This window comes from gamma proteobacterium symbiont of Scutellera amethystina (assembly GCF_059730845.1).
The window spans coordinates 3,735,459-3,757,333 of the sequence record NZ_AP035935.1 but is presented as its reverse complement, the minus strand read 5'-3'; the positions used below and the strand labels follow the sequence as shown (position 1 = coordinate 3,757,333).

25 protein-coding genes and 2 pseudogenes are annotated in these 21,875 nt (G+C 55.9%); 24 read left to right on the top strand and 3 right to left on the bottom strand.

The genetic code is table 11. The features are described from left to right. Positions 1-3 precede the first annotated feature (3 nt). The 17 genes and pseudogenes from pilO2 to AC6I79_RS17750 all read left to right on the top strand — a co-directional run bounded on the left by pilO2 (position 4) and on the right by AC6I79_RS17750 (position 15,706). Positions 4-1,284, top strand: a complete 1,281-nt coding sequence (pilO2, locus tag AC6I79_RS17830; RefSeq protein ID WP_498027405.1) for a type 4b pilus protein PilO2 — start codon at positions 4-6, stop codon at positions 1,282-1,284. Further along, positions 1,271-1,768 carry a type IV pilus biogenesis protein PilP gene (gene pilP, locus AC6I79_RS17825; RefSeq protein WP_498027406.1) on the top strand — a complete coding sequence of 166 codons (498 nt, stop codon included), beginning with the start codon at positions 1,271-1,273 and terminating at the stop codon, positions 1,766-1,768. Before pilO2 ends, pilP begins: the two co-directional genes overlap by 14 nt. A gap of 7 nt (positions 1,769-1,775) precedes the next feature. Then, positions 1,776-3,353, top strand: coding sequence for a GspE/PulE family protein (locus AC6I79_RS17820; protein ID WP_498027407.1), 1,578 nt, complete (start codon positions 1,776-1,778; stop codon positions 3,351-3,353). Further along, positions 3,340-4,455, top strand: a complete 1,116-nt coding sequence (locus AC6I79_RS17815; protein ID WP_498027408.1) for a type II secretion system F family protein — start codon at positions 3,340-3,342, stop codon at positions 4,453-4,455. Before AC6I79_RS17820 ends, AC6I79_RS17815 begins: the two co-directional genes overlap by 14 nt. A gap of 9 nt (positions 4,456-4,464) precedes the next feature. Beyond that, on the top strand, positions 4,465-5,061 hold the full coding sequence (locus tag AC6I79_RS17810) for a type 4 pilus major pilin (RefSeq protein WP_058770080.1): 597 nt from the start codon (positions 4,465-4,467) through the stop codon (positions 5,059-5,061). Between the two features lie 4 nt (positions 5,062-5,065). Beyond that, complete coding sequence (locus AC6I79_RS17805; RefSeq protein ID WP_058770081.1) at positions 5,066-5,545, top strand: lytic transglycosylase domain-containing protein; 480 nt, start codon at positions 5,066-5,068, stop codon at positions 5,543-5,545. Continuing rightward, complete coding sequence (locus tag AC6I79_RS17800; protein WP_166712295.1) at positions 5,542-6,210, top strand: prepilin peptidase; 669 nt, start codon at positions 5,542-5,544, stop codon at positions 6,208-6,210. The genes AC6I79_RS17805 and AC6I79_RS17800 overlap by 4 nt, the downstream gene beginning before the upstream one ends. A 5-nt stretch (positions 6,211-6,215) precedes the next feature. Beyond that, entirely contained in the window at positions 6,216-7,532 is a 1,317-nt protein-coding gene (gene pilV, locus AC6I79_RS17795) for a shufflon system plasmid conjugative transfer pilus tip adhesin PilV (protein WP_498027409.1), read from the top strand. Between the two features lie 310 nt (positions 7,533-7,842). Then, on the top strand, positions 7,843-8,694 hold the full coding sequence (locus AC6I79_RS17790) for a plasmid transfer protein (protein ID WP_498027410.1): 852 nt from the start codon (positions 7,843-7,845) through the stop codon (positions 8,692-8,694). A gap of 17 nt (positions 8,695-8,711) precedes the next feature. Then, a complete protein-coding gene (locus AC6I79_RS17785) occupies positions 8,712-9,425 on the top strand; it encodes a TIGR03759 family integrating conjugative element protein (protein ID WP_498027745.1) in 714 nt (237 codons plus the stop codon). After that, a complete protein-coding gene (locus AC6I79_RS17780) occupies positions 9,404-10,015 on the top strand; it encodes a transglycosylase SLT domain-containing protein (RefSeq protein WP_498027411.1) in 612 nt (203 codons plus the stop codon). The genes AC6I79_RS17785 and AC6I79_RS17780 overlap by 22 nt, the downstream gene beginning before the upstream one ends. Then, complete coding sequence (locus tag AC6I79_RS17775; RefSeq protein ID WP_498027412.1) at positions 10,012-10,539, top strand: integrating conjugative element protein; 528 nt, start codon at positions 10,012-10,014, stop codon at positions 10,537-10,539. The genes AC6I79_RS17780 and AC6I79_RS17775 overlap by 4 nt, the downstream gene beginning before the upstream one ends. Then, positions 10,539-11,188: pseudogene (locus AC6I79_RS17770) on the top strand (restriction endonuclease). Before AC6I79_RS17775 ends, AC6I79_RS17770 begins: the two are co-directional and overlap by 1 nt. Positions 11,189-11,201: 13 nt before the next feature. Beyond that, a complete protein-coding gene (locus AC6I79_RS17765; protein WP_498012735.1) occupies positions 11,202-11,330 on the top strand; it encodes a hypothetical protein in 129 nt (42 codons plus the stop codon). Further along, positions 11,327-13,438, top strand: coding sequence for a type IV conjugative transfer system coupling protein TraD (gene traD, locus AC6I79_RS17760; RefSeq protein ID WP_498027413.1), 2,112 nt, complete (start codon positions 11,327-11,329; stop codon positions 13,436-13,438). The genes AC6I79_RS17765 and traD overlap by 4 nt, the downstream gene beginning before the upstream one ends. After that, complete coding sequence (locus AC6I79_RS17755) at positions 13,425-14,186, top strand: TIGR03747 family integrating conjugative element membrane protein (RefSeq protein ID WP_498012737.1); 762 nt, start codon at positions 13,425-13,427, stop codon at positions 14,184-14,186. The genes traD and AC6I79_RS17755 overlap by 14 nt, the downstream gene beginning before the upstream one ends. 578 nt (positions 14,187-14,764) lie before the next feature. Next, positions 14,765-15,706 (top strand): hypothetical protein, encoded by a 942-nt coding sequence (locus tag AC6I79_RS17750; RefSeq protein WP_498012738.1) that lies wholly within the window; start codon positions 14,765-14,767, stop codon positions 15,704-15,706. A 220-nt stretch (positions 15,707-15,926) separates the two neighbouring features. On the opposite strand, the gene AC6I79_RS17745 is transcribed toward AC6I79_RS17750, so the two are convergent. From AC6I79_RS17745 to AC6I79_RS17735, 3 genes and pseudogenes are all read right to left on the bottom strand, one after another. Then, on the bottom strand, positions 15,927-16,643 hold the full coding sequence (locus tag AC6I79_RS17745; RefSeq protein ID WP_498027414.1) for a hypothetical protein: 717 nt from the start codon (positions 16,641-16,643) through the stop codon (positions 15,927-15,929). 49 nt (positions 16,644-16,692) lie between these two features. Next, positions 16,693-17,019, bottom strand: a complete 327-nt coding sequence (locus AC6I79_RS17740; protein ID WP_498012740.1) for a hypothetical protein — start codon at positions 17,017-17,019, stop codon at positions 16,693-16,695. Between the two features lie 119 nt (positions 17,020-17,138). Further along, positions 17,139-17,282, bottom strand: a pseudogene (locus AC6I79_RS17735) (baseplate protein); the annotation flags it as partial. 217 nt (positions 17,283-17,499) lie between these two features. Between AC6I79_RS17735 and AC6I79_RS17730 the strand changes: the two are divergent. Genes AC6I79_RS17730 through AC6I79_RS17700 form a run of 7 tightly spaced genes read left to right on the top strand, consistent with a single transcriptional unit; the run spans position 17,500 to position 21,875 of the window. Beyond that, on the top strand, positions 17,500-17,817 hold the full coding sequence (locus AC6I79_RS17730; RefSeq protein ID WP_498027415.1) for an integrative conjugative element protein, RAQPRD family: 318 nt from the start codon (positions 17,500-17,502) through the stop codon (positions 17,815-17,817). Beyond that, the gene (locus AC6I79_RS17725; protein WP_498027416.1) at positions 17,808-18,053 is read left to right on the top strand and encodes a TIGR03758 family integrating conjugative element protein; all 246 of its coding nucleotides are present in this window, start codon (positions 17,808-17,810) and stop codon (positions 18,051-18,053) included. Before AC6I79_RS17730 ends, AC6I79_RS17725 begins: the two co-directional genes overlap by 10 nt. A gap of 12 nt (positions 18,054-18,065) precedes the next feature. Next, on the top strand, positions 18,066-18,425 hold the full coding sequence (locus AC6I79_RS17720; protein WP_498027417.1) for a TIGR03745 family integrating conjugative element membrane protein: 360 nt from the start codon (positions 18,066-18,068) through the stop codon (positions 18,423-18,425). 9 nt (positions 18,426-18,434) lie between these two features. Continuing rightward, on the top strand, positions 18,435-18,809 hold the full coding sequence (locus AC6I79_RS17715; protein ID WP_471808092.1) for a TIGR03750 family conjugal transfer protein: 375 nt from the start codon (positions 18,435-18,437) through the stop codon (positions 18,807-18,809). After that, positions 18,806-19,450, top strand: a complete 645-nt coding sequence (locus AC6I79_RS17710) for a PFL_4703 family integrating conjugative element protein (protein ID WP_498027418.1) — start codon at positions 18,806-18,808, stop codon at positions 19,448-19,450. Before AC6I79_RS17715 ends, AC6I79_RS17710 begins: the two co-directional genes overlap by 4 nt. Positions 19,451-19,461: 11 nt before the next feature. After that, positions 19,462-20,355 (top strand): TIGR03749 family integrating conjugative element protein, encoded by an 894-nt coding sequence (locus AC6I79_RS17705; RefSeq protein ID WP_498027419.1) that lies wholly within the window; start codon positions 19,462-19,464, stop codon positions 20,353-20,355. Continuing rightward, complete coding sequence (locus tag AC6I79_RS17700; RefSeq protein ID WP_498027420.1) at positions 20,355-21,875, top strand: TIGR03752 family integrating conjugative element protein; 1,521 nt, start codon at positions 20,355-20,357, stop codon at positions 21,873-21,875. Before AC6I79_RS17705 ends, AC6I79_RS17700 begins: the two co-directional genes overlap by 1 nt.

The window sequence follows — 21,875 nt, the reverse complement described above, 5'->3', positions numbered from 1 at the left end:
ACCATGTCAGTACTGAAAAAAATGAGCCTCCGGGCCGGCATCCGTTTGACGCATCAGCGGCGGGACTGGATGGCAGGTCTGCACTGGGAGCCGCAGCGTAATGCGTTAAGTACCCGGTTTCGCAGTAAAGCGTCGCCTGATACGCATTATGCCGCTGCCGGAAGAGGAAATGCTTCTATGCGCGGTCTGGTTTCCCCGGGGCGCGTGCGCCGCAGCCAGCACGCGCTGGCCGTGGCATTCCTGCTGGCCGAGGGCGGAAATGCCTGGGGTATTTACCGCCTGAGTCACACTGAGGATTCTTGGGTCTTTTTCGCGGCTATCGGCGGGCAGTTATCAGTCATGGGCGACGTGACCGGCTCCCGCGCCATCATTGAACAGTCGGCGGCAAACTTCCTGCGTTTTAATGATGTTGATTCGCCGCGTTTACGCTGTGCAGCAATGGCAGACGACAACCTGCACGCCGGCACACTGACTGACAGGCTCAGCCGGGCGCAGATAAAACGCTGCCGGCTTCATAAGCGCGTGACCGCCCTGTCGGTCATTATCCCGGTAGCCGCAGTCACCCTCGCGGTGGCCTGTGGCGTTTACTGGTTCGATGCCGCATCAGAGAAGGCTGAACAGGCCGCTGCAATGGCAGCGTTTCGCGCCCGCATGGCATTGACGAAAGAAAAGCCGGCTGAACCCGCACGCGCACCGCACCCGTGGGCCTCACTGCCTCCAGTTACAGTGCTGCTAAGCAACTGCTGGCTCACGCGTGAGCCCGTATTCGCATCCGTTGCCGGCTGGCGCTTTACCGACGGGGAATGTGTCCCCGAGGGCCTGCGCCTGCGCTTTGTTGCCACTCCGGGTGCAACGGTCGAGGATTTCTCCCGCCGCGCCCGCGAGCTGTTCGGTCACTCAGCCGTCTTTAATCTTCAGGAAGGCGGTAAAAACGGTGATGTTTTCATTCCCTTTAACCATACCCCCCCGACCGGGTTCACTGACGAAGCACTGCCCGGTGCTGATGCTCAGCTTATGCGCTTTATATCCCATCTGCAGCGCCGCAACCTCGACGTCAGATTTACCGAGGTGAAGCCGCCGCCGGTCGCGCCGGGTGAGGAAAAAATTACTCCTGTACAGGACTGGCGGGAATTTAACTTTTCTGTCAGCTCACGTCTGCAGCCCGAGCGACTGCTGCAGGATTTTGATGCCACGGGGCTTCGCCTCAGCAGCCTTTCGATCACCATGAGCCCGCAGGGGCAGTTCGACTACACCATGAAGGGGAGCATCTATGCGCAGAATTAATCCCGCCCTGCCTGGGCTGCTTCTGTCCGCTTTGCTCTGCGGACCCGCGCCCGCGGCCGCTGCCGGCGATGTGCTGCCGCCGAATGTCACCCTCGGGGAGCTGGAAGCTGCGCAGGCCCGCAATCTGATTCTGGAGCAGAAAGTGCAGACGGCGCGGCTGGAGCAGCAGCTGCGGGAAAGTCAGTCCGGACTGGGTGCCGACCGGAATTATCTGACCACCGCCAGCCAGCCGGCCATGCCGGTTATGGCGCAGCCTGCCCCCTCTCAGCAGACTGCGTCTGCCGGCACGGAGAAGCGCGCCGGCAGCGTTCGACTGCAGGAAATTTACGGGCGGGGTAATCAGTTACGCGCGCGCATTGTCCTGCCTGACGGCGGGGTCACGGAGGTGGTAAAAGGCGATCAAATCCCGGGCACGGCTAAACGCGTCACTGAGGTAACGTCAACGCTTGTGCGCCTCAGCGACAATTCTGAACTCTCCTTCTGAGGCCACGATGACACCTGATAAAGAGATAATGGATTTTGTGTTCGCCGAGCTGCATGCCACCGGTGGCGTAACACTGTTAATCGACGGCAACCGCCGTAAAGAAGCGGCCATACAACGCTGGGTGATGGACGTCACCCGGACGCATCCCACGGCAAAAACCGAGTTTGTGACGCTGAGCGAGCTGAACCGCCGGCGTGAAGTGGCAGAGCAGCGCGGCCTGAGCCTGTCACAGAGCGTCAGCGAAGGCGATCTGGACAAGCTCGACATCAGCGTATCGCAGGATAAGGTCATCAGCTATATGAGGCTCGGTCACGAGTTCAATGCCTCTGATATTCATATTGAAATCAGCAGTGATCGCAGGATTTCCATCGTCCAGCTGCGTATTCACGGCGAGCTGGAGGTGGTGGATGAAGTGAAAGATGTGGAGGGGATGACGCTGGCCTCTACCTCATATCTTTCCATGTGCGACGTGCGCGAACAGTCATTTTTTGCCGGTCGCGAGCAGTCAGGGCGCATAGATGCAAAGTTTGCCCGCCGCGCCGGTCTTTATGGCGCGCGATACGAGCATCGTCCAACGCCCGACGGGTTGATAGTTGTCATGCGTCTTATTCCGGACGACGGTGACAACATACCGACGCTGCCGCAGCTGGGTTTTCTGCCGGAGCAGATAAAGCTCATTATGCAGATCCTTCGCCTTCCGGAAGGCATGGTTCTGCTCACCGGCCCAACCGGCTCGGGCAAAAGCGCCACGCTGCGCGTGTTCAGTGACATCTGGCTTGATCTGACGGGCGGTAAAAAGCGCCTGCTGACGCTGGAAAATCCGCCTGAGGGTCGGATTCCGGGTGCCATACAGACGGCCGTCATGCCTGCCGATAACTCGCCGGAGGCCATCAGCCGCGCCTGGACTAACGCCAATGCCTCCGCGCTGCGTCTCGATCCGGATGCCATTCTGAACGGCGAGATGCGTGACCTGCACTCCCTTATCGCCGGCATTTACGCCAGTGAAACCGGGCACGCGCTGTTCTCCACCCTGCACACGCAGAGCCCCATTGGCTCCCTGCGTCGTATGGAGCACTTCGGTATTGACCGCCACCTTCTGGCAGATGCCGCACTCATCACCGGCTTAATAGGCCAGCGTCTCGTGCCGCTGCTGTGCGAACACTGCCGGGTGCCGTGGGAGAAAAAAGCCCCTGAGCTGGACGCTGATACGCGGGAACGTCTTGAACGGTACTGCACTGTTGAGGGCTTCTGCGATACCAGCAAACTCTTTTTCCGCAATCACGAAGGCTGCCCCCACTGTCAGAAAACGGTGCCGCTGACCGGACGCATCATCAGCCGGGGTGTGACCGGGCGCACGGCCATTGCCGAAGTGATACGGACCGATGCCCGCCTGATGCAGCTCTGGCTGTCACACGGCCCGGCCGTTGCCCGTCAGTACTGGGTGAATCAGGGCGGTATTACCCGCCGCATGCACCTGATGAGATACCTGGCTGAGGGGCGTGTTGACCCGCTGGAAGGCGATCTTATCTGTCCGCTGGATGAAGATTCGGTGATGGAGTGCGAGGTACCCGATGGCATCCGCTGATCGCTTCACGCCTGACCGGCATATGTCGATAGCAGAAAACCTGCGCTACCGCCTGGTCAGGGCAACATTCACCGGCCAGTACCGCCAGCCGTTTTACGAGACCCTGCGCTTTCTGCTGGAAAACCGCAAACAGCTCAAAGAGGCCCTGACCATGATTGGCGAGGTGCACACCGACTTTGGCAGCCGCTGGCATCCTTACCACGAGCTGGTCCAGGACTGTCTTGAAGGGGTGAACGATAACCGCCCCGGTCGCGCGCTGCAGGACGTGCTGGCCGCCTGGGCACCTTACGAAGAGGCCGCACTTATCAGCGCCGGCATGGAAACCGGCAATATTCCCGGTGCCCTGATGCAGGCGGATAAACTCATTGTGGCCCGTCGTCGCATTCTCGGCCAGGTGGTATTCGCCTCAGTATTCCCGATCGTGCTGGTATTGCTGGGGACGGGGTTGCTGCTGGCCAACAACCTGGCGCTGGTCCCCACCCTGAGCAAAATGTCCGATCCGGCAGGCTGGACTGGCGCACTCGGATTTATGAATGGCGTTGCGCAGTGGAGCAGCCGCTGGGGACTGACTGCTGCCGGCGCGGTCGCGGTACTTGTGACGCTGGCGTTCTGGTCCCTGCCCCGATGGCGGGGGCGACTGCGTCGCTTCGCTGATTACCTTATGCCCTGGTCGGTTTACAAAGACCTGCAGGGGGCTGTGTTTCTGATGAATATCGGGGCGCTGCTGGGTGCTGGCGTGCAGGAGCTTAAGTCGCTGCAGATCCTTAACGGATTCGCTCCGCCCTGGCTGCAGGAGCGCATCGAGGGCGCAATAGACTGCATGAGCGAGGGCGATTCTCTGGGCCATGCAATGCGCAACAGCGGTTATGACTTCCCCAGCCGTGAGGCGGTGAACTACCTCTCTCTTCTCGATAAAGGTAACAGCGCAGCATCGCTGATCACCAACTATGCCGACCGCTGGCTGGAGCAGGCTCTGGCACGCGTTGCCCGCCGCGCGAACGTCACCAAGTTCTTTTCTCTCGTCCTGATTATGAGTTTCTTCTTACTCATACTGCTGATGGTGATGCAGATTCAGGATATGAACACCTTCAGCACACATTAAGGAAACATCATGTCATCAAAGGCATTCCCGCAACATCATCGCCAGCCCGATCGCGGCTGGGGCATTATGGAACATGGCGCCATTGCACTGGGCACCATCATTGTTATCTGTCTCGTCGGTGCATGGATCTGGAGCCTCTGGGGTAAAAAGTCTGTAGGCGTGGAGGTATCCAATCTCCAGTTTATCGTGACCAATGCTCAGCAGCTTAAGCAGACTCAGGGAGGGTACAACTTTACCAGCAGCACCACGATGACCGGCACCCTGATCCAGCAGGGTGGCGCGCCGAAAGCCGGCTGGACCATTCAGGGAACGGCAAGCTCCGGCACGGCGACGATGTGGAACAGCTATGGTGGTCAGGTCGTGATGGCACCGGTGGCAACCAACGGGTTCAACAACGGATTTTCTGTTACGACGCAGAAAGTACCGCAGGCAGACTGCATCTCAATTGCCACCCAGCTCGGTTCCGGCGGTGCATTCAGCGCAATCAGCATTAACAGCACGGATTTCAGCGACGGCGTTGTCAGCGCGGAAGCGGCAGGAAAGTCCTGCACGGCTGACAGCGGCATGACCGGGAATAACACGCTCGTCTTTACGCATAACGGCTGATGACATGCTGCGCCTGTCCACGGTTCTGTTCCTGATATTGCTTTGCCCCCGTGCGGGGGCGTTTTGCTTTGACGCAGCGGGAGCGAAGTACCATCTCGATCCGCTCCTGCTTAAAGCCATCGCTACGGGCGAGAGCAGCCTCCGGCCGGCAATAACGAATATTAACCGGGATAAAAAAACCGGGCGGGCGCTCAGCACGGACTATGGGCTGATGCAGATCAATTCCTCACATATTCCTGGGCTGATCGCGCAGGGGGTCATCAGCGGTCCACAGGATTTGCTGACGCGCCCCTGCCTTAATGTACAAATCGGCACCTGGATACTTGCCAGACATTTTCAGGTCTGTGGCTACAGCTGGAACTGTCTCGGCTCGTATAACGCCGGGTTCAGAAAAGACCGCCATGAAACGCGCGAATCCTATGCCAACCGCATATATGCCATTTATCGCCAGCTTTTACTAAAAGAACGGGGAATTAAACTGTGACGCTGCTGACGCTGAGCATGCCGTGGCCAATGCTTATCATCATTTTTCCGCTTGGCTTGTGCCTGTTCTGTTTTATGGCAAACCTGGTACGCCTCAGCTATCTGACCACCAATGATGAAAAAGAATGGCTGGCCATTTTTTTAAATCCCGCCCCCGCCGGCATTACCTGGCTTTTTGCGGCATCTGCAACCTGCATCGTACTGTCGCCGGCGCCGGCTCTGGAAAGGCTGATGGCGCTGTTGCTCAGCCTTTTTCTCTTCAGGATGACGCTCATCGATGCGCTCACCGGATTTCTGCCCCGTTATATGACGGTGAGCTGCCTGATTGCAGGTCTGGCTGCTGCTCTGTCAGCCCCCGGATTCTGGGGGCATGCATTCTCTGCCGCGACGGCGCTGGGGTTATTCGGGCTCTGGCGCTACGTGACTGGAAAAGTCTCTGCGCGCGAATGCCTGGGGCTTGGCGACGTCTGGCTGGCCGGCGCTGTTGCGGCCTGGCTCGGTGGTTGTGAGGGTCTTTATGCACTGCTCACAGGCGTCTTTTTATTTGTGCTCTGGCAGCTTCTGGTGCGCCGCGTCCAGCAGGGAGGACCTATGGGACCCTGGCTGTGCGCCGGCGCGATGCTGGTCGCGCTTATCAAACTTTATCATCCACTCATTACATGGTGATGCCTGTGAAATCGAATGAAAAAAACGACAGGGGCTGGGCGATCATCAGCACCGGTGCCGCACTGATTATTCTCTTACTCGTCAGCGTCTGGGGGTATTCGCTTATCAGTGACTGGATGGATAAGCGGACCTGGATGAACACCGCTGCGCAGGTTTCCCGTTTTACGCAGGCCGTCAAAAGCTATACGGGACGTTATTACGATACGCTGCTCTCCAGCGCCACGACAACGTCCCCTGTTATCGTGACGCCGGTCATGTTGAAAAACACCGGTTTTCTGGAGCAGGGTTTCAGTGAGAACACTATCGATGGCCAGGTATATCGCGCTGCGCTTGTCCGGAATGCAACTAACACGAACCAGCTGCAGGGGCTGATTTTTACACAGAACGGTTCCGCACTGCCCTTTCTGGCACTGCGACAGATATCAATGGATATTACCTCTGGCATGGGGGGCTATATCTGGACGTCAGGGATCGCGACCGGCGCGATGAGCAGCTGGAGCATGCCGCTCGCACAATTTGGCGTCAGCACCACGCAGGGCCATATCGCCGTTCTGCTGACCACGGATGAACTGGGTGCCGCGCAGGGTGAGAGCGATCGTCTGTATCGTTTTTCCGTTACCGGTAAGCCAGACCTGAACACGATGCATACCAGCATTGATATGGGGGGAAACAACCTGAACAATGCTGCTACGGTTAACGCTGTAAACGGTGCATTCACCAATAACGTTACTGTACGCGGCAACGTCACTGCTAACGGAACCGTGACAGGCCAGAACGTCACAGCAGGGGCCGGCGTATCAGCAGGCGCTAACGTCACTGCAGGCAATGCGATTACCGCGAATAACGATATCAGGTCTAATAATGGCTGGATGATTACGCGGGGTTCTAAGGGTTGGCTTAACGAGACGTATGGCGGTGGATTTTATATGTCGGATAATGACTGGGTTCGCGCAGTTAATAATAAAAACATCTATACCGGTGGTCAGGTTCGTGGCGGAAGCGTGCGGGCTGAGGGGGATATGTCTGCAGGAGGACTGCTACACCAGGATCAGGTCAACTCGCCAGGTGCAGGTTGCAGCATTATTGGCGCGATCAGTCATGATTCGAGCGGTGCCACACTCTCCTGTAAGGACTGGGTGTGGCAGAGCGGCTCTTCATCTCCCGTGCGCGTCTGTGCTAACCGCTGCGGCGGGCGCTGGCCGCTTGAAATTGGCCGCGTAAACCATGACGGCGACTGGTCTTCATGGAATACGCTTGGCGAGGGATGCGGTGGCTCGTATACCCAAAACTGGCTCGTGCCTGTTTTCTGCAGCATAAACTGACGGCCAGACTGGTGTGTGGCGTGTCAGTTAACATTCAGGGCGCAGTGCTTGACGCCTGAACGCGTTTTATAGATCCTGTTAATGCACCTATAACAACGAACCTCTAATGACATTTTGATGCCGCGCACCGGGACACTGGCCGCGGTTTTTTTTTACCGTCTGAAACAGAGACTTCTAGGCCCTGTTTAATTTACCGATGTATCCGCCGCCCGGAAATTTTCACAAACGACTAATGAGTTAATCATCGTTATTCGTCGCGCGTTTTTGCACCTTATGGCCGTTCTGCTGTGCAGCCATAAGGAATCCCAGTATGTCACTCAGTCATGCCTCGCCCGAGGAACTGCTCCCTGACGCTCCTGAGCATCAGGCCGGAGCGTCAGAGGTGCAGCCCGCCGCGGCGGATAAGCCCCGAATCCGGCTTCCGTTTAACCCCCGAAAAATCCTCAAAGGCGGCAGCATCGTTTTGCTTACGGTCAGTCTGACGGGTTCCCTGATCGCGCTGATTGTCATGGGGCGTCAGGTATCAGACCTGACTATACGCGTTAACACACTCGATGCGGCGTTTCGCAGCGGCCAGATTGGTCAGCTCGCCTCCAATGTCTCATCAATGGAAGCGCGCCTGAAAACACTTGAGCATCAGACAGCCGCCTTAGCCTCAATCCCTGCGGAACTGCAGTCGGCCGGTGATGAACAGGCCAGCCTGAAAAACGCAGTCAGTCAGCTGCAGGATGCCGGCAGCAGCAACGGCCAGGTGATTGCTCAGCTGCATACGCGCTTAAGTTCTCTTGAGCACGATGTTCAGCAGTCATCCTCCGCACTGAAAGAGCTCAACCGGCAGCTGGCGCAGAAAGCGGCTGAGCCTGAGAAGAGCCGGACTGCCACTGAAGCAGCGAAAACCCGCGCGGCGACACCTGCAAAAAAGATTAACCGGTCAGCCAGGCGCACGGTGACGCTGGCTGCACCGTTTGTGCTGACCGGCATTGAACGCCGTGGCGGGCAGACCTTCGCCGTTGTCATTCCGCGCGGTGCTTCACAGATATCCGCCATGCGCCTGCTTTCACCAGGTGATTCCCTGCTTGGCTGGACGCTGCGGTCAACAGAGGGAAGTCGCACCGCGCTCTTTACGGTTAACGGCAGCCAGCAACGGCTGCATGTTGAATGAACGGAGATAGATCAGTGATTAAAAAAAGCTTACCTGCCGTGCTGATTCTGATGTCATTTCTTTCAGATGCGGCAACGGTTCAGACGCCGTCAGGGCAGAGCAGCGTATCCCCGCTGCAGGAGTCCTCCTCGGGCACGCTGAGTTCACAGCAGCAGGCGCAGCAGTGGGGGCTTTCTGACAGTGACTGGAGCCGTTATCAGACGCTCATGCGGGGCGAGCGCGGCATTATGTCTCCCGGTCTCGATCCTCTTACTGCTCTGGGTGTAGAAACCAGCAACAGCGCTGAGCGTCGTCGCCTGGCCGAACTCTGGGTCAGGCATGAATACCAGCGAACTGAAAAAGAACTGGCCTTCCAGCGCGAAATCAATGCCGCCTGGCTCCGCCTGTATCCCGAGACGCTGGCCGTAAATATGGGCAGCAATGCTGCCGGGATAGCACACGATACGCAGGGACGACTTGCACTGTTTGTTAAAGAGAACTGCTCCCGCTGCGATGCGCGTCTTGCGGCTGTGCTTGCAGACGATCGCCCGGTTGATATTTATCTGGTCGGAGGAAACAGCGATGAGGCCATCCGCGCCTGGGCTATCCGGCATAACATTCCGGTGGAAAAGGTTCGCAGTCGCCAGATAACACTTAACCACGACGGCGGCCTGTGGCTGCGTTACGGACAGGGGCAGATGCCTGTGATTCTGCAGCAGGGGGAAAACGGATGGCAGCTCGCCGCGTTCTGATGGTTGTATCTGGTCTGCTGCTGGCATCGGCAGCGCACAGTGCGCCGACACTCCAGGTCATTCCGGATGCTTACCGGGAAATTGCTGCAGCCGAGCGGGTACCTGCTGAATCGCTGTACTCGCTCGCTATGGCTGAAAGTACTCGCAGTACCGCATGGGGAGCAAAGCCCTGGCCTTGGACGATCAACGTGGCAGGCAAGGGATATCACTATGATACCCGGGAGGAAGCCTTCACGGCGTTGCTCGGATTTATGCAGCGCTGGCCACTGAAAAATATCGATGTCGGGCTGGTACAGGTGAATCTGGGATGGAATGGCCATTTCTTTGCCACCTATCGTGATGCTTTTGACCCTTACACCAATCTTCGCGCTGCTGCCCGTATTCTGCGGGCCTGTTATGACACCCGTCCCGGAAGCTGGCTGCAGGCTGCAGGTTGCTACCATCACCCTGCGGGCGGGCGCCACGCCGCAACCTATATGGCGATAGTGCGCCGCAAGCTCAGCCAGATTGCGCCAGCCGATATGCCCGCCCACAGTGAGCAGCCTGTCATCCTTGCGCGTTCAACACTTACCTGGATTGAACCTCAATGAAAATTCAAATCCGTAATATCCTGCCTGTGACGCTCCTCCCTGTCATGCTGATGGCAACCTTCAGTGCGTTTGCAGCGCTCACCGTTGTCGGGGATCTTGGCGGTGAAAGTACCGCACCTTTCTTCGACGCAATTAACACGGCTCCTGTGGCCGATTCGGCCGAAACAGCGCTTCCTCCGCCCCCTGTGTCGCTTTCCATTTCAGATATGCTGCCCGTCAGCACACCAGAAATGTCACCTGGCACCGTGACTGCCAGACCAGTAAACCTGCCAGGGATGCCACCGGTATTTGTGCTGGGTGACGATCCCTCATCCCGTCGCTGGCTGCAGCAGAATGCCGCTGAGCTCATGCGTATGCAGGCAACCGGCATGATTATCAACGTGCAGGATGAAAGCAGCCTGAAATCGCTGCGTCAGATAGCCCCGGCGGTTGAAATGGTGCCTGTCAGCGGCGGAGATCTGGCCCGCCGGCTGGCGCTGACACATTATCCGGCGCTGATCACCGCAACAGGAATTTCACAGTGATGCCGGTAACCCTTATCCCGGAGCTGTTCAGCCAGCATCGCGGGCTGGTTGTCCTGTTAATCGCTTTTGCGACTTCACTGGCCCTTCTGATATCAGCGCGCCGTTCTGTCACCCAGCGCCGGCATCGCCGCTATCAGAAACAGGCTGCCCGGGCGCTGCTTCGCCTGTCCCGGCTGCGCGACGAGCCAGCGCGGATAAGCTGGCTTCGCAAGATGAATCCGTATGTGTTTGAAGAGATGTTGCTGACAGCGCTGTCACGGCAGGGGCTGCGTATACAGCGCAATGTCCGTTACAGCGGTGATGGGGGGGGGGGGCCGATGGGACCGTCTGGATCAATGGTCGCCGCTTTCTGATTCAGGCCAAGCGGTACAGTGCAACCATCAGTGCGGCACACGTTTCTGCATTCGGGTTGCTGACAGAGTGCGAACGCTGCTCTGGTCTGTTTATTCATACCGGGCGTACGGGTGAGGTGAGCCGGGATGCCTTACGACATTACAGCGGCATCACGCTCATCAGCGGCCAGCGGCTACTCTGGCTGCTGGCTGGCGATCGGCGCTGGATGGACTACCTGAACACCCAGTCACATTGTCAGGCCCCGCGACAACACTCCCCAGAAAAACACGCTTCTTCCACAACTGTTCATGATTAAGAGGGAGATAACAATGTCTGATTTTATGGCGAGTAAGAATGACAATCTGCTGCAAAGCTCGGCAGAGGTTGACCGCAAAATGAATGCTGCAGCAAAGCTTACCGGCTCTTCTGGCTGGCAGACCCGCAGGGAGTTTTCATGAGCGATCGTTATGTTATGGAGTCCCTGCTGCGCCCGGCGGTAGAGCTCTATTCCGCTACGGTTGCGGCCAGTGCGACCTGCATATGCCTGACCGCCCCCTGGGCGGTGGCACTCGCGCCTTCCGTAAGCTGGGTTACGGCTGCCGGCTTCGGCGTCATTGCCCTGAAGCGGACCCGTCAGGGCATGAAAATTTTGCGCTACCGGCAGAATATCCGCCGTCTCCCCCGTTACGTGCTGACCAGCGATCAGATCCCGGTCAGCCGGCGCCATCTTTTTCTGGGCAAAGGGTTCCAGTGGTCGGCACGTCATACCCAGCGACTGATGGAGGCGCGTCGTCCTGAATGCGAAATCTACGTGCAGCCCTCCGTGCTCTACCGCATGGCACGCGAAATGGAAAAAAGGATGGAATACAGCCTCCCCTGGCTGTGCCGGCTGACCCGTGCAGATATGGCGCTCAACCCTTTTCGACCATTGCCGCCGGTCGGCGGCAGCCCTATCTATCACGGCGTTGAGCCTGATGAGACGACGGTCACCTACGATCTCGGCGAACGCGTCGGACACATGCTCGTTATCGGTACCACCCGCGTGGGCAAGACCCGTCTGGCGGAGTTGCTCATCACCCAGGACATCCGACGTAAAAATGCCGCCGGCGATCATGAGGTGGTCATTGTGTTTGACCCCAAAGGGGACGCTGACCTGCTGCGTCGGATGTACGCGGAGTCGCACCGAGCGGGGCGTCAGGATAACTTCTGGGTGTTTCATCTTGGCTGGCCCGATATCAGCGCACGGTACAACGCCGTCGGACGCTTCAGCCGTATTTCAGAGGTGGCGTCACGCGTTGCCGGACAGCTCTCCGGTGAAGGTAATTCCGCCGCCTTCCGGGAGTTTGCCTGGCGCTTCGTCAATATCATCACGCGCGCGCTGGTCGCCCTCGGTCAGCGACCGGATTACGGCCTCATTCTCCGCTATGTCACTAATATCGGCGAGCTGTACGAAACCTACGTGGATAACCTGCTGAGTGAAAAAGCGCCGCAGCTGCTGAATACCGCAGAGGCCATGATGCAGAGCGGGATCATCGACAAGGACCTGCCGCGTCATCTTCAGGGCAGGCCTAACGGCGCGAAAATCTGGGTATCGGAGCAGGTGCTGGGCAGTCCGGAGGGGAAGAAGCTCTGGGACCCGGTGCTTGATGGTCTGCGCAGCGCAGTCCAGTACGATCGCACCTACTTCGATAAAATTGTGGCCTCCCTGTTGCCGCTGCTGGAGAAACTCACTACCGGTAAGACGGCTGCGCTTCTTGCGCCTGATTACACAGACCTTGACGATCCGCGCCCCATTCTCGACTGGCACAATATTATCAAGTCACGCGGCGTGGTGTATGTCGGCCTCGATGCGCTCTCTGATCCGGTGGTGGCCGCGGCCGTTGGCAACAGCATGTTTGCCGATCTGGTCTCTGAGGGCGGTCACATCTACAAGTTCGGTCTTGGCGATGAGGAGGAAGGTAAATCCGCAAAGGTGGCCATCAACCTGCACTGCGATGAGTTCAACGAGCTGATGGGGGATGAGTTCATTCCGCTCATCAACAAAGGGGGCGGCGCCGGCTTTCAGGTGACCGCGTACACCCAGACCCTGTCCGATATTGAGGCACGGATCGGCAGCACGGCTAAAGCGAATCAGGTGGTGGGGAACTTCAACACGCTGGTCATGCTCCGCGTGCGCGAGAAGAACACCGCCATGCTGCTCACCGATCAGCTCCCTGAAGTGGATGTTTACCAGAAAACGCTGACTTCCGGCGTCACGGATGTTTCCCGTCCCGGGGAAGGAACAGACTTTAACAGCAACGTTAATGACCAGGTGAGTCTGGTAAAAGTCCCGATGATAAGCCCTGCAGATATCATCAACCTGCCAAAGGGTCAGGCCTTTGCGTTACTTGAAGGGGGGCGGTTGTGGAAAATTCGCATGCCGCTGCCGGCAGATAATGACGATCCACATATGCCAGCCAGTCTGAAGCAACTGGCTGACAATATGGAAAAAAACTACCACACCGGTGAGACATGGTGGACGGGTGGTGACATGCCGTTGGCAGGAGGTCCGGATGTCCCAGCATGACGGTGACAGCGGACAGCGCAGCGCCCCTGCGCGCCAGCGGCAGTCAGGACCGATTGGGCTGCTTCTGTGGGATTTTCCTGTGGGCCTTATCGGCGTGCTGCTCGGATCACTGCTCGTCAGCCTGCTGATTGAATATGCCTGTATCGCGCTGATGTGGCCGGAGGAAGGCGCCTCTCACAGCTACCGGGTGATGGTGGCTGAAAGTCACTGGCTGTCGGAGGGGTATACACGAAGCCTGCTAATGGCTGCTCCTGTTGAGACAGTCAGCCGCTGGGTCCATGTTGCGTGGCAGTGGCTGTTCGTGGACAGCGGATTCAGCGGCTGGCTGCAGTCATTTAAATCCCTGAGTGAAAAAGGCAGCGGGCTCATTCCGGCGCTCAATGGGCTGGGTGCTTCACTGGTTAGCTGGCTGGGTGTGTACCTTCAGGCCACGGTCTGGGTCACGCTGATTTTCTTCATCCGGGTCATGATCCTTTTTCTCAGCCTGCCGTTGTTTGCGCTGGTTGTCATCATGGGCGTGGTGGACGGGCTGGTCAGGCGTGACTTACGGCGATACGGTGCCGGCTATGAATCAAGCTTTGTCTATCACCACGCCAAGCGCTTTATTAAACCCGCTCTGTATGGTCCCTGCATGCTCTACCTGGCATGGCCCACGGCGGTATGGCCAAATCTGTTGTTACTGCCTTCAGCACTGCTGGTTGGTGGCGTGCTGGCCGTAGTAACGGGGTCATTCAAGAAATACCTTTGAAGATAGAGCGCGTTATACCATTTTCGGGATGCTCCCCGGGGGCCCGCAGCTGGTGCGGGCTTTTTTTATGTTGTTTAAGTGGCATGAGAGATCGAAACTTGCCGGGGCACTGCAATTTTTTTGTCGGGTTCATGATTCTGATGCTGATTGTGGAAGGCATCTAACAAGGCATTTCAAGCCGGCAAGTAAATATTAATATATTCAGTGCGTTATAATAGGGCCCAGCAAGTAAACCCTCCGGGCTGAGCTGATGAAGTCATCATTCCTGAGGCGGTTAAGTACCAAAAGCGGAAGTTGAAGTGCCAGAGGCTCTCTTAAAAAGGATTGTCCGTTTTGCAGGGATACTTACACCAGCAACTAGACCCGAAACAATGCTTATGGCGGTTCGGCGGAGTCTGCCCGCTTTACCGGCTAGCGCAGTTGGACTGACTGTCCGGTCTGACGGGGATTAGGAGACGTTCTAAACCTAGCAGTGGCTGAAGTTTATGCGTATCAGCAGCAGGCATTTCCTAAAGCGTGCTACATTAATCTTTAGGAAAAATTCAAAGGTTATAATCCAGTCTGGAGGGCATAAAGATATGTCAGAAATCTTTATGATTAATAATAAGAGAGTCCCGCTTAAATCCCTGCAATACAACAGCAAAGCGAATCAGCTGGAAGTGATGCGCAACTGGTTTTATGAGCACTACGAAGACCCAGTTAATGCCTGCCCTTATAACTCTCGGGAAGGTGGATACGCCTATATTTATGGCGGTCCATACGACGCTGATGAGGAGCTTCAGGGGTACTTTGGCGGATTCGTTAAGGACGATTACATTCAGGAGTTAGTAGACGAACTCCAAGAGGATTGCTTCGAATGGTCAGGAAATTCAAATAACACCGACTGGTACGTTGATGATTTGTACAACGCGGTCACGTCATCCGAAGCCCCTTTCGCTAAATTCGTCGGAAATATTAAAGGCATAAAATCCCTAGCTAATGGAGAGTTTGAAGGTGAAAGGAAGGATCATCTTCTCAGTCTTCTGTACACCAATGTCATTACAACGCTGGAAACACTTTATGTTGAGTTGTTCATTAGCGCCATTAATGAAAATGATTCTTATATTGCTGAATTCATTGAAAAGGGAAAGTCAGAGTTCAAAGTAAGTAAAGAGATTGCCGCTTTACCTTTCAAAGGTGAACCTATTGAGAAAGTAAGAGATGAGCTTCTCAAAGCAGTAAAGGAACATTTGATCAGCGCAAGCTGGCATAACACAGATCGCGTTTTGAAGCGATTCAAAGCTACGTTTGATATTGACGTACAGAAGGACTGGCCAATCGATGTGATTGAAATAGCCACACTGAAGCGTAACCATTTGGTGCACCGGGGCGGTAAAGATAAAGACGGATACCCTGTAGTGATTACAGAACAGGATTTGGATGAGCTGCTAGGTCATACCATGTCGATTGGAGAAAAACTATACCATAGTCTGGAAATCGCGGTACTGACTAAAAGCGCTGGCGGGGAAACTGAATTATGAACGGACCTTGCTGATCGACCGGAACACACAGTTAGAAAAATAAGTCTGAAAGGATGAAAGCCGGCATTACCTGTGAGCGTCCTATCACCCTCCTTTCTGCTGCTAGTGAAAGTCGTCAGATCCAGTCTGTGCTAATACATGTAACGGATTTAGTTAGCCGTTCCCCTTACCAATGCGGCTACTACCCCGAAATTGACGGGCCGTATTAAGGCCCGACTCGCTAATGGTTATGCCCCGCCGTCGCGGGGCTTTTCTCCGCTGGTGCTTCATGTCCTTCAGGGGTAAATGAACTTACATCCCTGTTCTCGCTAACTACCTTTTCCCCAGGCACAGTTAAATCAATTGTTTTATAAAGTCCTTTTCGCAGACCTGTAACAGCGTCTCCATTAATTAACCCATATAAAGAAAATAGAAGGCCTATCGAAAATGCAGTGGCAAAAAGTTTGGGCACGCCAGAAAAAAGAAACTTAATCAGCGTCCAGCCCCATGCTTTAGATATTTCAAATAAACCTACCGGCTTTTTGATTTGCTTGCTGTATTGTTCCGCTCCGGAAATAAGTTTTTTTAAGGCGGCTTTTTCAGCATCCTTTGCTTTCCTTTCGAGAGCCACGATGCTTTTCTTTTTATCAGCTTCAAATTTAGCAAATTCTGCATCTGCACGCGCCTGTAGCCCGCTGTTTGCCGCTGTAACATAGCCGCCAACGATTTGTGACGCTTTTTCCCGGAATACATCCAGCTGCTTTGGCGAAGTGAGGCAATGATCGTGGTATTTGACTAACTCATCCTCAATTTCAGCTTCGCTTTTATTCTCCTTTCGAAGACTCTGCGCCTTTTCGTCTTTGAATCCTTTATAGATGGCATACGAAATTAGTTGCTCTATATTATTTGGATCTTTTACCAGCTCGGTAAATACCCATTTTTTGTTTTCTTGGGCCATGCTTCACCAAAAAAAAAGCCCCAGCAGGGGCATTTCAAAATATGAAAAATTATGACTTGATCGTTTTACGGACCGAGTTAAACGAATCTTGCAGATACTCGCGACTTTTGCTTTGAGATAAAGCACTGGAAGCAAGGACCTTACGGGCTTTGTCAACGAGGGAGTCTTCCCCTCTCACTACATAGCCTGATGAATCCTTAGAATTGCGTACATGAGTCTGTTTGCTCATGACTTTCCCAGACATTGACGCCTTAACAAAAGTGCTGCCAGTAGGGGCATTAGTTACTATTTTTTGCGCAGCGACATTCGCCACGGCAGTTGCTGAAATTTTGCGGATTTCTTCCGGGCTAAGAGCTGGCATGCGACGACTGCTCATTTTTTTCGCTCCTCTTATTGCTTTCGGTAAGTTTATCACGCGCTAAAAAATTTGCCTATTTTTAGTGCTGGGTACAACGATGAGCGTAATTCAGGTCCGATTAACCACTTTTTCGGACATTAGCCCTTATCCACTGTGACTTGCGCAGCCTTGATAGCCATATCGCCGACAGCCGAAATGAACGCACCACCCTGAGAGATAGCATACAACTCACCCGCCTCGTTAAACCCGATCGTCGTGCCGCAGCACAAGTGCGTGACCGCCTCCTCCACCGCACCCTACTGAAATTGTACATTTACGGACATCTCAACCGAATTCAGTCCTTCCGTAGAGCAGCTTACTGTAAAGGCGTGCACGTTGAGTAAATTAATCATCCCGGGCAGTTACACCTAAATTTTTGACAGCACATAAAGAATTTCCTGCTGTAAGCACCGCTGCTTTGCGTCACTCTCCCGACGACAAGAAAACCGGGAGAGCCTCATGCGTCACACTATAAACCTCATTGCCCTGCTGATAACCACACTTCCCGTCCTGCAGTGTCACGCCTCCGAGAAAGACGAGCTGGCGCTTGTCATGCGTCAGCTGGATCAGGTGCAGGCCGGGCTTGACCGGGCCCGTGTCGCGGCAAACCAGACTCAGGATGCCCGCTTTTATTTCGACTATCTGCAGGCGACACGCGATATCACCACCATGAAGCAGGGTATTTCAGCCTATCTGGAACCCTCCAGGGCACAACCCGCGTCCCGGCAGTCCGCTGTTACCGGCCAGTATCGTGCTGAGGAACCCGCATGGCGATGAACGGCGCGCAACTGAACGGGTGGAGCGCCGGCACCGGCAGCAGCCTAACGCCCGTACAACTTAACACCCTCATTCTGGGGTTGCTGGCCGTCGTCATTCTTCTGTTCTGCGCCTGGGCGCTGGTTCAGGCCTATCGCGGTATTGCCTCCAAATCCGTGACGTTTCGTCAGTTCAATGAACTTGCGGTAAGGCTAATCGTGCTTTACCTGGCAACGCTGTTTCTGTTTTTCCACTAAAAGGACACCTCAATGAAATCCACATTACTCAGGCTTTACCACTCTGCATTCGCACGCGCCGGGCTGTTGCTGACGGGTTTTATCAGTGGACAGGCGCTTGCTGATCTGCCGCCAATTGAGCAGCCCACGACCGGCGGTGGTGGCGGCACCTATAACACCTTTATGGGGTACGCCAAAATGGGTGGGCTGGCGCTCGGGCTGTTGATTAGCGTTGCGGCTTTCCTCGCGGTCGCCCATGCCGTCATTACCTCTTTCCACGACATCCGTAAGGGGAAAGGTTCCTGGACGGAGTTCCTGCTTTACGGGGTGGTTGGCATCATTCTCATCCTCGCCGTCATCTATCTGGCCACTAAAGCCTCTGACATTTTGTAAGGAGCCAGCATGGCCGTCATCGACTTCCTTCCTGATCGTCTGAACAATCCGCCCGTGGTGTGGAAAGGCTTCACGTCTGGCGAGTTTCTTCTGGCGGCCATCATTGGCCTCGTCGCCGGTATTCCCCTGGCGGTGCCGCTGGCGCTGGTGCCCTTTATCGGCTTGCTGGCTTTTCCCACCTGCATGCTGCTGATGCCACTCATTGTCATCTTCCTGGGTGGCGGCTGGATTGCTGGCTATAAACGTGGCAAGCCGGAAAATTACATCTGGCAGCGGCTGGAGGAAATTCGATGCCGTGCCCGCCTTTCCCGTTCACTGGTACTCGACAGCCGGGCGTGGGAGCTGAAGCGAACCCGGGCCATGCCGCAGAGAGGTGAGCGATGAGCCGGTTTCGTAACGGTATGACCGCGCGTGATAATCACATCATTTCTCTTCGCATCGCCTGTGTTCTGCTGTTCGCCGGCCTGCTGGTCACAGGGATTGGCTGGATGCGCGCGCCTTCCGAACTTACCATCCATAACCCACCGGACCTTCGATCGGGTAGTACGCGAAAATGGTGGGAGGTTCCGCCATCCACCGTATACAGCTTTGCGTTCTATATCTTTCAGCAGCTGAACTCATGGCCCAAAAATGGTGAGGTGGATTATCCGGCCAAAATTGCCCAGATGAGCCCTTACCTGACGCCGTCCTGCCAGGACTTTATGAATAAAGATGCAGAGATGCGTAAAAACAGTGATGAACTCCGGGACCGCGTGCGGGTGGTATATGAAATTCCCCGCCGTGGCTACAGCAGCCGCAGCGTCACCATTCTCGATCAGGACAACTGGATCGCACGGCTGGACTTGGTGGCAGACGAGTATTACCACACCGAGTCGGTCAAGCGAGCGCTGGTCCGGTATCCCCTGAAAGTGGTGCGCTGGGAAGGCGATCCAGAGCGCAATCCCTTTGGGCTGGCGCTGGATTGCTATGCGGCTACGCCTCAGCGGCTTGAAGCTGTCACCCTGCCTGAGCCGGAGAAAAAGTGATGGGAAAACGGATGAAAAAGTATTCACTCATTTTTCTCGTCAGCCTGTGTTTTCCCTGGGTGGCGAACGCCGTTGAGCTGATGAAATGGGAGCGTATCCCGCTGCAGGTCCCCCTGACGGTGGGCCAGGAGCGTATCGTTTTTGTGAATAAAAACGTACGCGTTGGCTTTCCGCCCTCGCTCAACAACAAGCTGCGTATACAGAGCAATAGCGGCGTGGTCTATCTCAATGCCAGCGAAGCGTTTCCGGTGACGCGACTTGAGCTGCAGAACAAAGAGAACGGGGAGATTATCCTGCTGGATGTCTCTGCAGCATCCGGTAAAACCACGCGTGAACCCGTGAAAATTGTTTATGACGGTGAAGTGGCCACCGTATCAGCCAGTGACAGGCAGTCCGTCAGCAGCGATGGGGACAGCACCGGGCGTCAGGCGAAGCAATCGGATGTGGATGCTCCTCAGCAGGATCGTAAGCCCGCTAAACTCAATGCCCCTCTGCCTGTCGTGCTGACCCGCTATGCGGCTCAGAACATGTATGGCCCGCTGCGTACGGTTGAGCCGGTGCCGGGTATCAGTCCGGTTTCACTGAAGCTGCCGTCCGCTGTTACCACACTGATGCCCTCAGAACCCGTCAGCGTTACACCAATGGCAGCATGGAGCCTGCAGGGCAGCAGCGTGGTTGCGCTGCAGGTCCGTAACCGTTCAGCCGGCAAAGTGATTCTCGATCCGCGCGCGCTGGAGGGGCAGTTTATTACGGCCACCTTCCAGCACCGCTGGCTCGGCCGTGCAGGTACGCCTGAGGATACAACGGTTCTTTATCTGGTTACGTCCGGGCGCCCGGAGGGGGCATTCATTGCCGAACCGCCGTCTCAGCAGCCTGCTGACAGCCGTAAGCGGAGAGTAAAATAATGAAAGCACCTGCCTCTAATCTCATCGTTAAAATTGCCGTGCCGGTGGTGCTGGCCGGTGCCATTGTCGTCGGCGTGAAATCCTGCTCAGGGGGCGGAAATCATCCGGCGATGACAGGCAACGCAGCCAGTTCTGCGCTGAAAGACCTGTCGCCGGAAGACCTCAAGGCCGCGGGGATCGAGGGTGACACGCCGCAGGACACGCTTCGCACGGTGGTGGGAAATTTCCGCAAAGTTCAGGACCGTCTCGATTCGCTCGCGGACGACAACAAAAAACTCACTGACGAAAATAAAGTCCTGAAAACCACCAACAGCAACGTGGACGCACAGATCAGCCAGGCGGTGAGCAATGCCCGCAATGAGGAAGCGCAGAAACGCCAGCAGCTCAGCGCTCAGGTCACGGATCTCAGCTCACAGGTCAAACGGCTGATGGATCAGCTGCAGAATGGCGGTGCCGGCACGGAATCCGGAAAAAGCAGCAGTCCTGGCAGTGATATTCCGATTGGGCTGGGCTACGACAGCGGACTGAATAGCGGCGCTTCCGGCGTATCGTCTTCTTCTGATGGCCTGCAGTGGGTTGAGCCCAGAGACGGGGTATCCGTTGATGCCAGCGGCCGGCCGGTGACCGACAGCAATAAAAACAACGCGACCGGTTTCTCCTTTGCCACTTCGTTTTCCGAAGCGGGTGAAGCAGGAAAACAGGCGGCAGGAAAAGCAACCGCAATGGTTCAGACTCAGCTTACGGATGCGCAGAAGGCGACCATTCCGGTATTTACGCTTCCGGAAAACTCCACGCTCGTAGGCAGTCAGGCGATGACCGCCTTACTGGGGCGTATTCCCATCGATGGTAAAGTCACTGATCCCTATCCTTTCAAGGTCATGATCGGCAGGGATAACCTGACGGCGAACGGCATCGAGCTTCCCGATGTTCAGGGGGCAATCGTGTCCGGTACCGCGACGGGGGACTGGACGCTGTCGTGCGTGCGCGGGTCAATTACCAGCATCACGTTTGTCTTTACCGACGGCACCGTCAGGACGCTGCCTTCTCCGGATGGCCAGAACAGTGGCGGCAATCAGAACAGCGGCAACGCGAACGGTAATAACAGCAGCATTGGCTGGCTGTCAGACGACAACGGCATTCCCTGCATTTCAGGCACACGTAAAAGCAACGCCTCAACCTATCTGCCGACCATCACCACACTTGCGGCCGCCGGTGCGGCGGGTGATGCCGTGGCGGAAAATCAGAATACCGGCCAGACCAACGCCTACGGTGGCGTGACTTCAACTCTCACGGGTGATGCCGGTCAGGCCGTGCTGGGCAAGGCGCTTTCCGGCGGCATGCGGGAAACGATCGACTGGGTGAAAGCCCGCTACGGACAAACATTTGATGCCATTTATGTACCGCCGGGTCAGAAGGTGGCGCTGCATATCACACGACAGCTGGCCATTGATTACGAAGAAAAAGGCCGCAAGGTTAAATATGACTTCAGCCTGGCCGGCAATGGCACAGGCATGGACTAA

What these genes read in the sequence shown, in the direction of transcription:
- pilO2 (WP_498027405.1), top strand. Translation starts at nt 4, where the DNA reads ATGTCAGTACTGAAAAAAATGAGCCTCCGGGCCGGCATCCGTTTGACG.
- pilP (WP_498027406.1), top strand. Translation starts at nt 1,271, where the DNA reads ATGCGCAGAATTAATCCCGCCCTGCCTGGGCTGCTTCTGTCCGCTTTG.
- AC6I79_RS17820 (WP_498027407.1), top strand. Translation starts at nt 1,776, where the DNA reads ATGACACCTGATAAAGAGATAATGGATTTTGTGTTCGCCGAGCTGCAT.
- AC6I79_RS17815 (WP_498027408.1), top strand. Translation starts at nt 3,340, where the DNA reads ATGGCATCCGCTGATCGCTTCACGCCTGACCGGCATATGTCGATAGCA.
- AC6I79_RS17810 (WP_058770080.1), top strand. Translation starts at nt 4,465, where the DNA reads ATGTCATCAAAGGCATTCCCGCAACATCATCGCCAGCCCGATCGCGGC.
- AC6I79_RS17805 (WP_058770081.1), top strand. Translation starts at nt 5,066, where the DNA reads ATGCTGCGCCTGTCCACGGTTCTGTTCCTGATATTGCTTTGCCCCCGT.
- AC6I79_RS17790 (WP_498027410.1), top strand. Translation starts at nt 7,843, where the DNA reads ATGTCACTCAGTCATGCCTCGCCCGAGGAACTGCTCCCTGACGCTCCT.
- AC6I79_RS17780 (WP_498027411.1), top strand. Translation starts at nt 9,404, where the DNA reads ATGGCAGCTCGCCGCGTTCTGATGGTTGTATCTGGTCTGCTGCTGGCA.
- AC6I79_RS17775 (WP_498027412.1), top strand. Translation starts at nt 10,012, where the DNA reads ATGAAAATTCAAATCCGTAATATCCTGCCTGTGACGCTCCTCCCTGTC.
- AC6I79_RS17765 (WP_498012735.1), top strand. Translation starts at nt 11,202, where the DNA reads ATGTCTGATTTTATGGCGAGTAAGAATGACAATCTGCTGCAAAGCTCG.
- traD (WP_498027413.1), top strand. Translation starts at nt 11,327, where the DNA reads ATGAGCGATCGTTATGTTATGGAGTCCCTGCTGCGCCCGGCGGTAGAG.
- AC6I79_RS17755 (WP_498012737.1), top strand. Translation starts at nt 13,425, where the DNA reads ATGTCCCAGCATGACGGTGACAGCGGACAGCGCAGCGCCCCTGCGCGC.
- AC6I79_RS17750 (WP_498012738.1), top strand. Translation starts at nt 14,765, where the DNA reads ATGTCAGAAATCTTTATGATTAATAATAAGAGAGTCCCGCTTAAATCC.
- AC6I79_RS17745 (WP_498027414.1), bottom strand. Translation starts at nt 16,643, where the DNA reads ATGGCCCAAGAAAACAAAAAATGGGTATTTACCGAGCTGGTAAAAGAT.
- AC6I79_RS17740 (WP_498012740.1), bottom strand. Translation starts at nt 17,019, where the DNA reads ATGAGCAGTCGTCGCATGCCAGCTCTTAGCCCGGAAGAAATCCGCAAA.
- AC6I79_RS17730 (WP_498027415.1), top strand. Translation starts at nt 17,500, where the DNA reads ATGCGTCACACTATAAACCTCATTGCCCTGCTGATAACCACACTTCCC.
- AC6I79_RS17725 (WP_498027416.1), top strand. Translation starts at nt 17,808, where the DNA reads ATGGCGATGAACGGCGCGCAACTGAACGGGTGGAGCGCCGGCACCGGC.
- AC6I79_RS17720 (WP_498027417.1), top strand. Translation starts at nt 18,066, where the DNA reads ATGAAATCCACATTACTCAGGCTTTACCACTCTGCATTCGCACGCGCC.
- AC6I79_RS17715 (WP_471808092.1), top strand. Translation starts at nt 18,435, where the DNA reads ATGGCCGTCATCGACTTCCTTCCTGATCGTCTGAACAATCCGCCCGTG.
- AC6I79_RS17710 (WP_498027418.1), top strand. Translation starts at nt 18,806, where the DNA reads ATGAGCCGGTTTCGTAACGGTATGACCGCGCGTGATAATCACATCATT.
- AC6I79_RS17705 (WP_498027419.1), top strand. Translation starts at nt 19,462, where the DNA reads ATGAAAAAGTATTCACTCATTTTTCTCGTCAGCCTGTGTTTTCCCTGG.
- AC6I79_RS17700 (WP_498027420.1), top strand. Translation starts at nt 20,355, where the DNA reads ATGAAAGCACCTGCCTCTAATCTCATCGTTAAAATTGCCGTGCCGGTG.